This is a genomic window from Rhizobium sp. LEGMi-198b (assembly GCF_054114205.1).
In genome coordinates this window covers 934,769-949,959 of sequence record NZ_JBSYVH010000001.1, presented here as the reverse complement: position 1 = coordinate 949,959, position 15,191 = coordinate 934,769, and the positions used below count along the sequence as shown (strand labels likewise).

At 61.6% G+C, this 15,191-nt stretch carries 16 protein-coding genes, 1 tRNA gene and 1 riboswitch; of the genes, 7 read left to right on the top strand and 10 right to left on the bottom strand.

The window, feature by feature from the left end:
• Window positions 1-39 precede the first annotated feature (39 nt).
• The gene (locus tag ACXHXG_RS04610) at window positions 40-1,029 is read left to right on the top strand and encodes an Hsp33 family molecular chaperone (protein ID WP_457898592.1); all 990 of its coding nucleotides are present in this window, start codon (window positions 40-42) and stop codon (window positions 1,027-1,029) included.
• 77 nt (window positions 1,030-1,106) lie between these two features.
• Here the strand turns inward: ACXHXG_RS04610 and apaG are convergent, their stop codons facing one another.
• Together apaG and ACXHXG_RS04600 are read right to left on the bottom strand one after the other, a co-directional pair.
• Complete coding sequence (apaG, locus tag ACXHXG_RS04605; protein WP_104821929.1) at window positions 1,107-1,499, bottom strand: Co2+/Mg2+ efflux protein ApaG; 393 nt, start codon at window positions 1,497-1,499, stop codon at window positions 1,107-1,109.
• A gap of 326 nt (window positions 1,500-1,825) precedes the next feature.
• The gene (locus tag ACXHXG_RS04600; RefSeq protein WP_104821930.1) at window positions 1,826-3,010 is read right to left on the bottom strand and encodes an O-succinylhomoserine sulfhydrylase; all 1,185 of its coding nucleotides are present in this window, start codon (window positions 3,008-3,010) and stop codon (window positions 1,826-1,828) included.
• A gap of 43 nt (window positions 3,011-3,053) precedes the next feature.
• Window positions 3,054-3,132, bottom strand: a riboswitch (SAM riboswitch).
• A 72-nt stretch (window positions 3,133-3,204) separates the two neighbouring features.
• On the opposite strand from ACXHXG_RS04600, the gene ACXHXG_RS04595 reads away from it, so the two are divergent.
• From ACXHXG_RS04595 to ACXHXG_RS04585, 3 genes are all read left to right on the top strand, one after another.
• Window positions 3,205-4,299 (top strand): 2'-deoxycytidine 5'-triphosphate deaminase, encoded by a 1,095-nt coding sequence (locus ACXHXG_RS04595; RefSeq protein ID WP_199773514.1) that lies wholly within the window; start codon window positions 3,205-3,207, stop codon window positions 4,297-4,299.
• Window positions 4,300-4,357: 58 nt separating this feature from the next.
• Window positions 4,358-4,431: transfer RNA gene (locus tag ACXHXG_RS04590), tRNA-Gly, on the top strand.
• A gap of 204 nt (window positions 4,432-4,635) precedes the next feature.
• Window positions 4,636-5,223 (top strand): acyltransferase, encoded by a 588-nt coding sequence (locus tag ACXHXG_RS04585; RefSeq protein WP_283049013.1) that lies wholly within the window; start codon window positions 4,636-4,638, stop codon window positions 5,221-5,223.
• A gap of 84 nt (window positions 5,224-5,307) precedes the next feature.
• Here ACXHXG_RS04585 and ACXHXG_RS04580 read toward each other — a convergent pair whose 3' ends face one another.
• On the bottom strand, window positions 5,308-7,317 hold the full coding sequence (locus ACXHXG_RS04580) for a methyl-accepting chemotaxis protein (protein ID WP_457898591.1): 2,010 nt from the start codon (window positions 7,315-7,317) through the stop codon (window positions 5,308-5,310).
• Window positions 7,318-7,828: 511 nt separating this feature from the next.
• Here ACXHXG_RS04580 and ACXHXG_RS04575 point away from each other — a divergent pair.
• Complete coding sequence (locus ACXHXG_RS04575; RefSeq protein WP_457898822.1) at window positions 7,829-8,626, top strand: transporter substrate-binding domain-containing protein; 798 nt, start codon at window positions 7,829-7,831, stop codon at window positions 8,624-8,626.
• 9 nt (window positions 8,627-8,635) lie between these two features.
• Here the strand turns inward: ACXHXG_RS04575 and ACXHXG_RS04570 are convergent, their stop codons facing one another.
• The 4 genes from ACXHXG_RS04570 to ACXHXG_RS04555 all read right to left on the bottom strand — a co-directional run bounded on the left by ACXHXG_RS04570 (window position 8,636) and on the right by ACXHXG_RS04555 (window position 11,459).
• Window positions 8,636-9,049: a tellurite resistance TerB family protein gene (locus ACXHXG_RS04570; RefSeq protein WP_104821932.1), complete on the bottom strand. Its 414-nt coding sequence runs from the start codon at window positions 9,047-9,049 to the stop codon at window positions 8,636-8,638.
• A 94-nt stretch (window positions 9,050-9,143) separates the two neighbouring features.
• Window positions 9,144-10,211, bottom strand: a complete 1,068-nt coding sequence (locus ACXHXG_RS04565; RefSeq protein WP_457898590.1) for a thermonuclease family protein — start codon at window positions 10,209-10,211, stop codon at window positions 9,144-9,146.
• A 15-nt stretch (window positions 10,212-10,226) separates the two neighbouring features.
• Window positions 10,227-10,892: a S24 family peptidase gene (locus ACXHXG_RS04560; RefSeq protein ID WP_285168947.1), complete on the bottom strand. Its 666-nt coding sequence runs from the start codon at window positions 10,890-10,892 to the stop codon at window positions 10,227-10,229.
• Between the two features lie 138 nt (window positions 10,893-11,030).
• Complete coding sequence (locus tag ACXHXG_RS04555; protein ID WP_104824975.1) at window positions 11,031-11,459, bottom strand: hypothetical protein; 429 nt, start codon at window positions 11,457-11,459, stop codon at window positions 11,031-11,033.
• 109 nt (window positions 11,460-11,568) lie between these two features.
• On the opposite strand from ACXHXG_RS04555, the gene ACXHXG_RS04550 reads away from it, so the two are divergent.
• Window positions 11,569-11,925, top strand: coding sequence for a DUF952 domain-containing protein (locus ACXHXG_RS04550; RefSeq protein WP_104821935.1), 357 nt, complete (start codon window positions 11,569-11,571; stop codon window positions 11,923-11,925).
• Window positions 11,922-13,010, top strand: a complete 1,089-nt coding sequence (locus ACXHXG_RS04545; RefSeq protein WP_457898589.1) for a quinone-dependent dihydroorotate dehydrogenase — start codon at window positions 11,922-11,924, stop codon at window positions 13,008-13,010. The genes ACXHXG_RS04550 and ACXHXG_RS04545 overlap by 4 nt, the downstream gene beginning before the upstream one ends.
• Here ACXHXG_RS04545 and ACXHXG_RS04540 read toward each other — a convergent pair.
• Genes ACXHXG_RS04540 through ACXHXG_RS04530 form a run of 3 tightly spaced genes read right to left on the bottom strand, consistent with a single transcriptional unit; the run spans window position 12,986 to window position 15,124 of the window.
• Window positions 12,986-14,335 carry an MATE family efflux transporter gene (locus ACXHXG_RS04540; protein ID WP_285168944.1) on the bottom strand — a complete coding sequence of 450 codons (1,350 nt, stop codon included), beginning with the start codon at window positions 14,333-14,335 and terminating at the stop codon, window positions 12,986-12,988. The genes ACXHXG_RS04545 and ACXHXG_RS04540 overlap by 25 nt on opposite strands.
• Window positions 14,336-14,352: 17 nt before the next feature.
• Window positions 14,353-14,853 (bottom strand): CAP domain-containing protein, encoded by a 501-nt coding sequence (locus ACXHXG_RS04535; RefSeq protein WP_457898821.1) that lies wholly within the window; start codon window positions 14,851-14,853, stop codon window positions 14,353-14,355.
• Between the two features lie 4 nt (window positions 14,854-14,857).
• Complete coding sequence (locus ACXHXG_RS04530) at window positions 14,858-15,124, bottom strand: DUF6460 domain-containing protein (protein WP_285168943.1); 267 nt, start codon at window positions 15,122-15,124, stop codon at window positions 14,858-14,860.
• Window positions 15,125-15,191 lie beyond the last annotated feature (67 nt).

Below are 15,191 nucleotides of genomic sequence, written 5' to 3'. Positions count from 1 at the left end.
AACCGCGTTTGATGTCGCGGGCGCAGTAGGAGTAGAGCAATGGCGGAAAGTGCAGCCTCGCTGGGTCAATTCGATTTTGCCGGCGACGATCATGTCGTTCCCTTCCAGGTAGAGGGTCTTGATGTCCGTGGCCGCGCCGTGCAGCTTGGGCCGCTGTTGGACGCAATTCTCGCCCGGCACAGCTATCCGGCCCCGGTTGCCCGGCTGCTGGCCGAGGCGGTGGTGCTGACCGTGTTGCTCGGCACTTCGCTGAAGTTCGAGGGCAAGTTCACCGTGCAGACGAAGAGCGACGGGCCGGTCGACCTTCTGGTCGCCGATTTCTCGACGCCGGAGAACGTCCGCGCCTATGCCCGTTTCGATGACGAGGCGCTGGCCAAGGCCGTGGCTGCCGGCAAGACCGAACCGGAACAATTGCTCGGCAAGGGCGTCCTCGCCTTCACCATCGATCAGGGTCGCTTCAGCCAGCCCTATCAGGGGATCGTCGCGCTTGACGGCGCGTCGCTCGAGGAGATCGCCGGCACCTATTTCCGCCAGTCGGAACAGATCCCGACGCGTGTCCGCCTCGGGGCCGCCGAATTGTTCGATCGCGATGAGGCCGGCAAGCCGCGCCATCGCTGGCGGGCGGGCGGCCTTGTAGCGCAGTTTCTGCCGGAAGCTCCGGAGCGCATGCGCCAGCCGGACTTCCATGGCGGCGACGGTGACACCAGCCTGCGCGTACACGTCGAGGATGACGCCTGGGCGGAAGCCCGCTCACTGGTCGAGACGATCGACGCCGACGAATTGACCGATCCGCAGGTCGGTACCGAGCGTTTGCTATTCCGCCTCTTCCATGAGCGCGGCGTGCGCGTTTATGAGCCCAAGGCGGTTTTTGACCGCTGCACCTGTTCGCGCGATAAGCTGAAGGGTGTGTTGCGGGGGTTCTCCGCCGAGGAGGTCGAAGCGAGCCAGGAGAACGGCGAAATCGCCGTCACCTGCGAGTTCTGCTCGACGACCTATCGCTTCGAGGTGTCCGAGGTGACGGCCGCCTGAGCAATCTCAGGAAAGTGCGAAGAGCAAAAATGGAGCGGTGAGGCGATGCCGTGAAAGGCCGACCGCTCCAGCGAGCTTCAGTTCAGCGTCCGCAGCAGGTTGGGCGTATCCAGCGAGAAGGCGGGGATCTTGACGTGAAACAGCTTCCCGTCATCCGTCTCCATCTGATAGTGGCCGAACATCATGCCCGATGGCGTGTCGAGCGGGCAGCCTGAGGAATATTCATAGGTATCGCCGGGCCGCAGCCTGGGCTGCTCGCCCACGACGCCCGGCCCGGTCACCTCATCCACCATGCCGTTCTGATCGGTGATGTGCCAATAGCGCGTCACCAGCCGCACGGTGACGGTCGAGTGGTTGGAAATGATGATACGGTAACCCCAGACGTAACGATCGTCTTCCGGATCGGATTGCTCCTCCAGATAAAAGGGTTCGACAACAACTTCGATGTCGTGTGTTAGTGCGCGATACATGCCTGACACCTTGGTCACTACTCCGAAACGTCGCGCGCTCAAACGAACGCACAAAGGACGCTCCAGCATTTAAGTCTAGGGCACCTTATCCGCTTTCTATGATCCCACGGAAAGCGGGATACTTAGGGGTATCCTATAAAGCGACCTGTTCCGTCAAGGAATGGATTGGTGAAAACGCCTTTGACGGATTAAACCATTCGGATTTTCAGATGTTAGGAATAACTCTAAAGGTTAATTGTCGGCGGTCGAAAGTATAGGCGCACGGTTCGTTTTCGAGATGTGTAAGCCCGCCCGAACAATATTCGGGCGGGTTTGGGTAGATATAGTCAGGCGGAAACTTGTGCCAGCGCGCGGGCGAAATCCTCGACCAGATCTTCGCTGTCCTCGATCCCCGCGGAAAAGCGCACCGTTCCCGGCGAAATACCGAGTTCGGCACGGGCCTCGTCGGTGAGGTTCTTGTGCGTGGTGGTGGCGGGATGGGTGATCAGGCTCTTGGAGTCGCCGAGATTGTTGGAAATCTTGACGATCTCCAGCGCGTTCTGCAGCTTGAAGGCCGCTTCCTTGCCGCCCTTCAGCTCGAAGGCCACCAGCGTCGAGCCGCCGGTCATCTGCTTGGCGATGATGTCTGCCTGCGGATGGTCCTTGCGGCCGGGATAGATCACCTTGCCGACCTTGCTCTGTTCCGCGAGGAAATCTGCGACCTTGGCGGCATTCTGCGTCTGCTGCTTGACGCGCAGCGGCAGCGTTTCGATGCCCTTCAGCAGCGTCCAGGCAGTGAACGGTGACATGGCCGGACCGGTGTGGCGGAAATAATCGTGCAGGTTTTCGTCGATCCACTGCTTGTCGGAGAGGATGACGCCGCCGAGCGAGCGGCCCTGGCCGTCGATGTGTTTGGTCGCGGAATAGACGACGATGTGCGCACCGAGCTCCAGAGGCTTCTGGAACAGCGGCGTTGCGAAGACGTTGTCGACCACGACCTTGGCGTCGATCTGGTTGGCGAGCTTGGCGACGGCGGCGATATCCACGACTTCCAGCGTCGGGTTGGTCGGGCTTTCCAGGAAGAACACCTTGGTATTCGGTCGGATGGCCTTTTCCCAGTTCTCGATGAAGCGGCCATCGACCAGCGTGCATTCGATGCCATATTTCGGCGCCAGCGTCTCGACCACCCAGCGGCAGGAGCCGAAGAGGGCACGGGCTGCGACGATATGATCGCCGGCCTTCAACTGGCAGAGAATGGCGGCAGAAACGGCGGCCATGCCGGAAGCGGTGGCGCGGGCATCTTCAGCGCCTTCGAGAGCGCACATGCGCTTCTCGAACATGTCGTTGGTGGGGCTGCCGTAGCGGGCGTAGATGAAGCCATCCGTCTCGCCCTTGAAGCGGGCTTCCGCGGCTTCCGAGGTGTCGTAGACGAAGCCCTGGGTCAGATAGATTGCTTCGGAGGTCTCGCCGAATTGCGAACGGAGCGTTCCGCCGTGAACGAGCTGGGTTGCGGGGCGCCAAGTCTTGCTCATGCCATCACCACTTTCAAAACAAAAAAACCGGTCGCGAAAGCAGACCGGTTTAACCCCGGTCCTTTTAGCCACTTGTTTAACGTGGCTGCAAGCCGACCGGCCAAATCACCACGGGATAAGTTGCAATACTGCCGTTGACCGCTTGCGTCAATTCCCTGAGTTTGGTTTTGTCTGCGGCAAATTATGGAAGAGGCATGATGGCTCGCACTACTGGAATTTTGGCCGATCGCGCAATTGCGGCGCTCTTCGAAGCGGGGCGGCTGACGAGCGAAAAGGAACTGGATGTCGATCAGATCCAGCCGGCGAGCCTTGACCTGAGGCTCAGTGCCCATGCTTTCCGTGTCCGCGCCAGCTTCATGCCTGGCCCGTCGCATCTTGTCGCCGACAAGCTCGACCGGCTGAAGCTGCATGTCGTCGATCTCTCGGAAGGCGCGGTATTGGAAACCGGCTGTGTCTACATCGTGCCGCTGATGGAGCGGCTCGACCTGCCGGCCGACATGTCCGCCTCCGCCAATCCGAAAAGCTCGACCGGCCGTCTCGACATCTTCACCCGCGTCATCACCGACCGCGCGCAGGAGTTCGACAAGATCCCGGCCGGCTATTCCGGCCCTCTTTATCTCGAAATCAGCCCGCGCACCTTCCCGATCGTCGTTCGTCGCGGCTCGCGCCTGTCGCAGATCCGCTTCCGCGTCGGCCAGGCCATGCTCTCCGAGCCGGAATTGCTGGCGCTGCACGAGAGCGAGACGCTGGTCGCCAGCAAGAAGCCGAACGTCACCGGCGGCGGCATAGCGCTCTCGATCGATCTGGCCGGCGACAAGGAAGGCCTGATCGGTTATCGCGGCAAGCACCACACCGCGGTCGTCGATGTCGACAAGAAGGCGCAGCACGATATTTTCGATTTCTGGGAGCCGCTCTATAGCCGCGGCCGCACCGAACTGATCCTCGATCCGGACGAGTTCTATATCCTCGTCTCGCGTGAGGCGGTCCATGTGCCACCGCATTATGCCGCCGAAATGACGCCCTTCGATCCCTTGGTCGGCGAATTCCGCGTTCATTACGCTGGCTTTTTCGACCCCGGCTTCGGCCACGCCCCCGCTGGCGGTCGCGGCAGCCGCGCCGTGCTGGAAGTGCGCAGCCACGAAGTCCCCTTCATCCTCGAAGACAGCCAGATCGTCGGCCGTCTGGTCTACGAGCACATGCTGGAACAGCCCTCCAGCCTCTACGGCTCCGGCCTCGGTTCCAACTATCAGGCGCAGGGCCTCAAGCTGTCGAAGCACTTCCGGCTGTGATCGCCTATTTGGCGGCCTTGACAGAGGCCGCCAACTGTTGGACATCTCTGAATGTCAGGCGGGTGTAGCTCAATGGTAGAGCAGCAGCTTCCCAAGCTGAATACGAGGGTTCGATTCCCTTCACCCGCTCCAGTTCTTCCTTCATAAACAGCTATTTATAGACGGCCTTACCGAGCGCCTACGCACTTGCCTGTCCGGTCCGAACGCGATGGGCGCACAAGCCTGATTTTCGACGACGGCTGGCGCCGGCGTCATCGCCACAACAATACCCATCTTCATTCAGGTTAATGCCAGATATTCCTGCCAAAAAACATCCCTCGACTGGAAGGGATGCCGATGCTCAATGTTGCGCTGCTTTACAGATTGAGGGCGATCTTCGCGCGCGGTGCATTGAGGATTTCCCGCCGCACGAAAGTGCCGCGCAGCGCGACGATCATCTGGAAGGATGGCAGCGTCAGCATCGGGCCAAAGGCCTTTCTGCGCAGGGGGATCGTTATCGATGCCCAACGCGGCAGCATCGATATCGGCCGGAATGTCTCCCTCAACGACTATACAATTCTGCTGGGACGCGGCGGCATCACGATCGGCAACGACGTGCGGATCGCCGCCCACGCCATGGTGGTGTCGTTCGACCACAATTTCGATGATCCCACACAGCCCATTCGCATGCAGGGCGTCACCAAGAAGCCCGTCGTCATCGAAGACGATGTCTGGATCGGCGCCGGGGCGAAAATTCTCGGCGGTTCTTATATATCCAAAGGTTGCGTCATCGGCGCCAATTCCGTCGTCAAGGGCAGAACCATACCCTATGGCGTCTATGTCGGCGCTCCCGCGAAGCTGATCAGGCGCCGGGGCGAAGCCGACAGCGTCAGACACGCGGATTTCGAACGGTTTTCTCTCTCCAAAAGAAAAGCGGACCGATAGGCTCCCTCAAACAAACAGGCGGGATGCGATGAAGCATCCCGCCTGTTTTCGTGTCGCGTTATTGCGTCAAGCAGCGTTGCGGGCTCAGAACTCCGTCCAATCCGCGTCCTTCGTGGGAGCCGCCACTGTCTGGCTGCTGCCGCCGAAGGCGCTCATCAGTTTTTGGCCGAGCGCGCGGGCAGGGGAGGGTGCCGGGCGTGCCTTCGTCCCCTCGACGGCGCGAACCGGAGCAACCGCCGGCCGCGGTGCGGGGCGGGTGACGGCGCGCGGCGCGTGGTTCGAGGGGGCCGCGGCAGCAACATAGTTGCCTTCGGTTCCGGTCATGCGGAACTGGCCGAGCAGGGCCGTCAGCGAGGCGGCTTCTGTTGCCAGGCTATGGCTGGCGGCGGTGCTTTCCTCAACCATGGCGGCGTTCTGCTGCGTGCCGTGATCCATGGCGTTGACGGCGGTGTTGATCTCCTGCAGGCCGGCCGATTGTTCGCGCGAGGCCTCTGCGATCGCGTGCACATGCCGGTTGATCTCCTGCACTTCCGAGACGATGACGTCGAGCGCCTTGCCGGTCTCGTCGACGAGATTGACGCCGGTCTGCACATGCGTGCTGGATGCGGTGATCAGCGATTTGATCTCCTTGGCGGCATTGGCCGAGCGCTGCGCCAGTTCGCGCACTTCCTGGGCGACGACCGCAAAGCCCTTGCCGGCTTCACCGGCGCGAGCGGCTTCGACGCCGGCGTTCAGAGCGAGAAGATTGGTCTGGAAGGCAATGTCGTCGATCACGCCGATGATGTTGCCGATCTCAGACGAGGATTTCTCGATCTGCTGCATGGCGCTGACGGCGTTGCGGACGATCTCGCCGGACCGTTCGGCGCCGGAGCGGGTGTGGGCGACAAGCTGGCTTGCTTCCTCCGCCCGCTTGGCGGCGTCCTTGACGGTAGTGGTGATCTGCTCGAGGGCGGCCGCCGTTTCTTCGACGGCGGCGGCCTGTTGTTCCGTGCGCTTGGAAAGCTCGTCGGCGGAGCCGCGGATTTCATTGGCGCCGGCGTTGATGGCGCGTGCATTGGCACCCACCGCCTGCATGGCCTCGTTCAGCTTGATGAGCGAATGGTTGAAATCCTGCCGTAGCTGATCGAGATGGGCGACGAACTGCGTGTTGATGTGGGTGACGAGATCACCTTGCGCTAAGCGCTTCAGACCGTCGCCGAGCGCCTGCACTGCCTGCTGCAGATGCGCGGCTTCGGTCGCCTGCCGCGCTTCACGTTCGGCGTGCTCGCTGTCGCTGAGATTACGGTCGACTTCGGCTTGCGCTTCCAGCCGGGCGCGTTCGATGGCGTTGTCGCGGAAAACGGAAACTGCCGAGGCCATTTGACCGATTTCGTCGCGACGGTCGAGACCTTCGATCTCGCTTGCCGTATCACCGCTGGCAAGCGTCACCATGCGGCGATGCAGGCGCGTCAGTGGCGTCGCAATGCCAGTCTGAGCGACATAGACGCCGAGGATCATGGCCAGAAGCGTCAGAGTGCCGAGAATGCCGAGCGTGTAGTTGATCGTGGTATTGACGTGGGCGGACACGGCATCGCCGCCATCATTCATCCGGTCGGTCAACTCATTGTTATTGGCCTGCATCTTGGCGACGAGCGCGGTCAGCTTGTCGCTGATGGCGGCCATATTCGCATTCGCGCCCTTGACGTCGCCGCTCTTGCGCTGGTCGATCACCTTGTTCGTCAGCGCTTCCAGCTCGTCTATGCCGGCGAGGATCTGATCCATCTGTGCTTTTTGGGCAGGAACCTGACTTTCGGCCTGCTTCAATCGGTCCTTGGCCTCGCCAAAGCGGCTTTTGCTGGCGGCAACCGTCTTGAAGGCGTCGCTGTCGGGGTCGAAATTCAGCATCATGCTTGCCTGCAGCACGGAGGCCAGAACGGAAGTGCTGGAGCGCGTGCCTTGGGTCGCCGCAACCGCCTCGTTGTCGAGGAAGGCGCTGTAGACCTGATCCGCCTTGCGGAATTCGCTGACGATGAAGAGCAGGCCGGCGAAGGAGATGATCCCGAAAAACAGGATCACGGCGAGCATCTTGGTTTTGATTTTCAGGTTCCTGAACATGACGATCCGTCCGAGGGATATCGCGCCGCACCGGAGGGTAGCGCGCAATGATCCGCTTTCCCTGGAGAAACGAAGGACATCGCGCTTGCTGCCTGGTGCACGCAAGTGAAGCCGAATTTTATGAGATACCTTGGCAAGCAAGGTTCGGACGACCTGCGTCATGCAATCGGCTTCCGGAGCCGACGTCGTCGGTGCCAAATAGAATCGATAGAGCTTAATCGACCGCTAACGCAGATATCTTCAAGGCTGGATTCTGCGGTGTATCCACGCTTTTCCAAGCATCGCAATACTGCGATGCGATTGCGTCGGCGGCTTTGCCTGAAGGGATCGTCGCGACCGACGGACAGGGCGGGATATTCTCCCTTCGGCACGACTCTGTTACACCGGTTTCGAAATCGGAAACCGCGAACCGACCGGAGGCTGGATCATCATCATGCGTGTTTGCCCTTCGGCGTTGGGATCCTTGGCAAGGCTTTTGGTATGCGCGGCGCTGATCCCCGCGTCCTGCACCATGCCTCTGGCGGCCCAAGAGGCGCCGCCGTCCGGCCTGCCGATCTTATTCGATTCGCGCGAGCGGCTGCCGAAGCCGGACCTTTCGTCGCTGGTCAGGCTGCGTTTCCTGACCTCCGTCGACTTCCCGCCCTTCAATTTCGCCGATCAGAATGGAAAGCTCGCCGGCTTTCATGTCGATCTTGCCCGCGAGATCTGCGACGAGCTCGGCATATCGGACAAATGTCAGATCCAGGCGCTGCCCTTCGATGAATTGCAGAGTGCGCTTGCTGCCTCGCAAGGGGATGCGGTGATCGCCGGCGTCGCGGTGACGTCCGAGCTGCGCAAGAGCTTTGCCTTTTCGCGTCCCTTTCTGATGTTGCCTGCCCGTTTCGTGCGCAATCTCAAAGCGTCGATCGACGGCACGACGGCCGCCGCCCTTACCGGTCATCCGGTAGGTGTGGTCAAGGGCACGGCGCATGAGGCGATGCTCGCCGCCTTTTTCCCCGCCATCAAGCAGGTGCCCTTCGACGACAAGGACGCGCTCCTGGCGGCAGTGAAGGACGGCAAGGTGGACGCCGCCTTTGCCGATGGGTTGCAACTATCCTTCTGGGTATCGTCGTCATCGGCCGAAAAATGCTGCGCGCTGTTCGACGGACCCTATCTCTCGCAGCAATTCCTTGGCGAGGGCATGACCATCATGTTGCGCCAGCAGGACGCCGATATAACGGCCGCGATCAACCATGCGCTGGCAACATTGTCACGCGATGGCCGGCTCCAGGAAATCTACCTGCGCTATTTTCCCTACGGCCTCTATTGAGGACGCTTCTCAGCCCTTGCGGTAGCGGGCAATGGCGCTGCGCTCAATGGCGGCGCAGGTGAGCTTGTCGAGACCAAGACGGTCGCGCAGCAAGCTGAGCAGGCGCAGCTCCTCCGCCTTGACCGAGAAATCGGCGGAAGCGACCTCTACGGCAAGCGCGTAGGCAGTGTCGTAGAGCCGCGCCGGCAGGGTGTCGCGCACCGTCTCCAGCACGATATCGAGCCCTTCGCTGCCTGCGAGAAGCTTGGCGCAATCGCGCGACACGGAGATCAGCCGCTCGTCATCGAAACCGTCAAAAACCGGGAGCGCGTGGATCAGCTCGCCGATCCGCCCCAATTCCTTGTCGTTCATCGTCCGATCGACGGCGGATGCTATCACCATGACGTATATCAGGGCTTCGTGGGCGGAGAGCGGCTTGTTCATGGCAGATCAAAATCCTTCAATTTGCCAGCAGACTAGAAAGTCGCGCCTCTCATGACAAGGGCTCGTGTCGGAAGCGCGGCGTCAGATTGTGATGTCAGATTGGATTAAGCGGGTTTTCCTTGGCAGGCGCCGGCCCGAGCGTTGATTTTCCGCCGACGCGCGGATCGTCGCCGTAGATGCCGCGCTTCTGCTGCTTTGCCTGTTCGGCAAGGGCGACCAGCGGCGATCCGGCCTCCGGCTCGGCCCAGCCGAACCGCACCAGCCATTCGCTGAGATCGACGCGAACATATCGGCAAGCGCCGATCACCGTACCCTGCCAGGTTGGGCTCGGTAGGTCGCAGTCGACGGTGCGGCCACGCAGATACATGCGGAAGGCGGTGCGCGCCGCCGCCCCGCAGGGCCAGTTCTTGCCGCTCGGCCCGGTGCACATCCGGTCGACATCGGTGGGAATAATCCCGGGAAGCTGCACGCTCTTGCCGCCAATGGTCAGTATGCCGGCGCGGTCTGAAAACGGCCGCACCAGTTCCACCGGCTTTGCCTGCTCGCTGGGCTTTTGATCACCGTCGGGCGACGCTTGCTGAGATGGCGGTTCTGCGGGCACGGTCCGGTGGGCCGCGGCCTCCCGCTCCCTGTCCACCTGATCGGCCGGCATCTGGTTTGCCGGTGTCTGGCCTATATCGGTCTGGTCGGAGGCCGCCGGAGTTGCCTGCGCCAGTTGCGTCTCGTTCGAATTTGCCGGCGTCGTCTTTCGCTGCGCCAACTCGGTGGACGCGCTGCTTTCCGGCAAAATTGCCGGCTGCACGGCTGCGGTGGAGCTGCCTTTGTCAATTTGAGCCGCGCTGTCGGCGACAAGAGCTTTCGCCGTCTCTTCCAGTGTCGACGTCGGAGTTATAGGCGGTTGATGGCTGTTGTCCGCCGCCGCGGCAATGGCGGCAGATTGTACGGCACTCGTATCGGCAGGTTGCTGGGCCGAAGCGGTTGTTGCCGGGACGGCGGCCTTTGCCATTTCCGTCGGAGCGAGCGTGCTCACGGCAGGTGTGCTTTCCGCTTTGGCTTTGGTCGATAAACCAGAACCATGCTCCTCGACTTGCACGGCAATCAGCGTCAGCCACGAACCGAGGACCACGCCTACGACGCTTGCAAGCCAAATATCACGACGCATCACAAGAAAACTTTCCTATTGGCTGGCCCAAATGATCCGTGCAATCCATTCGACATCCGCAAGATCGAAGCTTCGATTCGGATGTTCCGGGTTGAGCGACAGCAGTTCGATCGACCGCGCGGTTTGTCGCAGTAGCACCTTGGCCATGACTTCGCCCTCGCGGGTCTTGACCACGACGCGATCATTGCGCCTGATCTGCGCGCCCGGCTCAACGATCAGTATGTCGCCATCGCGATAGAGCGGCAGCATGCTCTCGCCCTGCACTTCCAGCGCGTAGACGCCTCCCTTTTGCCCGGGCGGCACCGGAAATTCCACCATGTCCCATCCCTGGCCAACCGGAAAGCCGCCGTCATCGAAAAAGCCGCCGGAACCGGCTTGGGCGAAGCCGAGTAGCGGTATGGAGCTTGCCGGCATTGGGAAGGAGCGATCAAATGTGCCGCTGGCGCCATCCGCCGGCCGCATGAAGCCGAGAAACTGCTCGATGCTGGCCCCGGTTGCGTCCAGAACCTTGGCGATCGATTCCGTCGACGGCCAGCGCAGGCGCCCATCCTGGCTCAACCGCTTTGACTTGTTAAACGAAGTGGGGTCGAGGCCAGCGCGCCGGGCAAGACCTGATGCCGTGAGGGCATGCCGTTCGGCAAGCCTGTCGATTGCACTCCATATCTGCTCATGTGACAGCATCGCCGTTCAGCACTCGGAAGCCGGATTGTCCGGCGTTTGGCCCTAAAAGAAAGGTTAACCGAGGCTTTTTTACGAGTAAAGCGGAGCGTAGGAATAAGGTCCTTTATCCCCCTGCTTTCGCTTTTGATTCCAGTGGCTTCAGGTCTTTTGCGGTTGCGCCTGGGTGTCGGGCGCCTCCTTCTGGAATTCTTTCGCCATCCCCATGAAGCCGCGCATGAATTTCTGCATGATGCCGAGGGTTCGATCGATCTCGGCGTCACTCGGCAGGTTCGATCCACTGCTTGCGGCCACTGTCTTTTCCAGCTTCGAGACGCGATCCGAGAGGCGGTCGAGTTCGTTTTCATAGGCTGCGCGCTCATCGGCAGCCATGCGGCAGACCAGATTGCCGTTCTGATCATCGCAGATCGACATGGCGCCCGTCTGCTTGTCCAGACGGACGAAATGATCGCCGCTGCGCTCGAGCTGGAAGCGCGCCGGGTCCGGCTCCGCGGCATGGCCGGGCGTCGCGAGAAGAAGAGCGGCAGGCAGGATGAGGGCCGCAAGGCCCGATATCGTTTCCTTCGTCATGTCATCCTCCGGATTTTCTGCTTTACTGTGCATCCATCTGCACTTTTCCCCGTGGACATCGGCAACGGTTTTCGTGCAAAGCCCTATCAAGGACAAAAGTCATGTAAGGATGATGACCGCGATGCCAGTGGTTTACAAGATCGTGCCGGATACGCTCTGGCAGCAAGCCAGACAAACCGGCGTTTTTAATGGCGCGTCGATCGATCTGACCGACAATTTCATCCATTTGTCGACGGCGACGCAGGCAAAGGAAACGGCTGCGCGGTATTTTGCCGGCCAGGAGGGCCTGCTGCTGGTGGCGATCGACGGCGACGCGCTCGGTGACAAGCTGGTATTCGAGCCCTCGCGCGGCGGCGATCTTTTCCCGCATCTCTACGCGCCGCTCCAGCTTTCGACCGTGCTCTGGGAAAAGCCTCTATTGCTCGGCCCCGACGGCGCGCATGTCTTTCCGGAGATGCCGGAATGATCGGCGCCTTCCGTGATCTCGGCCGGCGCGGTCTGTTCATGTTCGATCCGGAGACAGCGCATGGAATGTCGATCGCCGCGCTGAGATCCGGGCTTGTTCCGGCCTGCCGGACCGGTAGCGACCCGCGCCTGCGCCAGACCGTGGCCGGACTGGATTTTGCCAATCCGCTCGGCATGGCTGCCGGCTATGACAAAAACGCCGAAGTGCCGGAGGCTCTGTTGAAGCTCGGCTTCGGTTTTACCGAGATCGGCACGGTGACTCCGAAACCGCAATCCGGCAATCCGCGTCCACGCATCTTCCGCCTGGTCGAGGATGAAGGTGTCATCAACCGCCTCGGCTTCAACAATGAAGGCCACGAGGCGGCGTTCCGGCGCCTGCAGCCGATCCGCGGCAAGGGCATCATCGGCGTCAACATCGGCGCCAACAAGGATAGCGTCGACCGCATCGCTGATTACGTCGCCGGTATCCGCCGCTTTTATTCCGTGGCGCGCTATTTCACCGCCAACATCTCGTCGCCGAACACGCCGGGCCTGCGCGACCTGCAGGCGCGCGAAAGCCTGTCCGCGCTCCTGTCGGCTGTTCTTGCGGCCCGCGACGAAGAGGCGGCAAAGGCAGGCAAAAAGATCCCGGTCTTTCTGAAGATCGCACCCGATCTGACGGAAGAGGGAATGGACGACATCGCCGCCGAAGTTTTGGCGCATGCGCTGGACGGGCTGATCGTCTCCAACACCACGCTTTCGCGCGACGGCTTGAGGGATCAGGTCCAGGCAAAGGAAGCCGGCGGCCTCTCCGGCAGGCCGCTCTTCGAAAAATCGACGGTCGTGCTCGCAAAGATGCGTCGCCGCGTCAGTGCAGCCCTGCCGATCATCGGCGTCGGCGGCGTCTCATCGGCGGAGACGGCATTGGAGAAGATCAAGGCCGGTGCCGATCTCGTGCAGCTCTATTCCTGCATGGTCTATGAAGGCCCCGGCCTGCCGGGCCGTATCGTGACCGGCCTGTCGAAGCTGCTCGACCGCGAGCGCGCCGGCTCAATCCGCGAGCTGCGCGACAGCAGGCTCGATCATTGGGCCAGCCGAAACGTCTGATCGGCACGCTTTTTCAGCCCCATGACGAGGAAAATGCCGCGGAACAGCAGGAAGGCGTTCATGGCCAGCCATAGGCCGTGATTGCCGAGCGTCGGCACGAAGACCGCAAGTGCCAAAAGGTAGCCGGCAAACGACATCAGCATGCGGTTACGCATGTCGCGTGACCAAGTGGCGCCGATGAAGACGCCGTCCATCAGAAAAGCGAGCGCGCCGGTGAGCCCGGTGACGGCGGCCCAGGGCAGGTAGGTTTCAGCAGCGGCCCGAACTTCCTGCGAGGTCGTCAGCATGCGGATCAGCGCCGGGCCGACGGCGAAGAAGAACACGGCGGCGGCAAGTGCCAGCCCGAAGGACCAAAGCCCGGTCAACTTCAGCCCGCGCTCGAAGGCCGGACGATAGTTGGCGCCGATCGAGCGGCCGGTGATCTGCTCGGCGGCATTCGCCAGCCCGTCGAGGTAATAGCCGGAGAGCAGGAAGAAGTTCATCAGCACGGCGTTTGCGGCAAGCGTCACCGCGCCAAACGTGTTGCCGATACGAGTCATCAGCGTGAAAGCGCCTATCAGTACGAAGGTGCGGATGAGGATGTCGCGGTTGAGCGCAAAAAGCTGCGTGAGTTTGGCGCGTGATAGAAGCTCGGCCCGGGCGGGCCGCGCTTTACCGGCAAAGCTGCGCAGCACGATGGCAAGGCCCGTGAGCGCGCCGACCGCCTCGCCAATCAAAGTGCCCCAGGCGACACCCGCGACACCCCAGCCAAGCCATAGGCCGAGCAGGATGGCAAGGATGATGTTGACGCCGTTAATCAAGGTCTGCAGCAAAAGCCCGATGCGGCCCTGACCCCGCCCGAGCACGAAGCCGAGGATGGCGTAGTTCGCAAGTGCGGCCGGGCCGGACAGCATGCGGATCGAGAAATAGGTGCGTGTCGCGTCGGCGATACCGCCTTCAGGCCCCATCAGCTTGATGCCGAGCCAGAGCAATAGGGGCGACATTAGGAGGAGCAGCAGACCGCATCCGAGCGCGGAGAGCAGCGCCCTCCAAAACACCGCCTGCTGCTCATGCCGGTCGTGACGGCCATAGGCTTGCGCCGTCAGGCCGGTGGTCGAAGAGCGCAGGAAGTTGAAGCTTGCGAAGATGAGATCGAAGAGCACCGCGCCGATCGCCAGCCCCGCCAGCGCATCCGGTTGGCCGAGATGCCCGACGACGGCGGTATCTGCAAGACCCAGCAACGGTGTCGTCATGAAGCCGAGCGTCATCGGAACGGCGATGGACAGCACCAGCCGGTGCGTCACGTCGAAAGGCAGAACCCTTGCGCTATGCTCTCGATGATCCATGTCCAATCAGCCCCTCTTCAATTCGAAGAGAGCACCATGGACCAGTAGGGCTTGTCATTGGAAGAGGGGGTGTAGGCGAGGGCGACGCCGAGACCGTTATATTTGCCGAGCATGTTGTGCAAATGCTTCGGCGAATTGATCCAGGCCGTCACCGCGGCGTTCACGTCGCGCTGACCCTCGGCAATGTTTTCGGCCGCCGGCAACTTGACGCCGCTCGCCTTGACGCGCGTGCCGAAGTTGTCGCCGATACCCATCAGATGTTCCATCCTGCCGGCGTCGGCCATCCGTTTGGCCTGGTAGATCGCCGCCGTGCTGGCCGCTGGATCGATCTTCAGTGGCGGTAGCCCGTTCTTGGCGCGCAGGGAGTTGACGAGCGGCAGCGCGGAAGCGGTCTCGTCTTTGGCCGGCGTGTTGGAAACATGGGTGGGCTGCGTGGCGCAGCTCGCGAGGACGGCAGCGAGCGCGAGGCCGGTGAGACACAGCGCGGGGCGCCGCGTAGAAAGCGGAATTTTGAGGATCATATCAGCGACGGTAATTGAAAAGGCGGAGGATGATGAAGAGCGGAATGACAATGGTGGCGCCGAGCAGCATGTAATCGCCAAACTCGCCGAGCGCAGCAAAGCCGCTATGCCAGAGATCGAGGAGGAAGCGCCGGAGACCATAGAGGAAATCGAGCGGCCGCCAGCCGAAGAATTTCATCACGAAACCGACGATCAGCGACACGATGATAAGCTTCACGAGTGTACGGCCGGGCGAGTCGCCGAGGAACCTGTTCACCTGATCGGACATGCGGCTGTCTCCATAATGCCTGTCGAGCGGTTTTGAGATAAGGCTGCGGCTTGCGACTCGCAAGCGC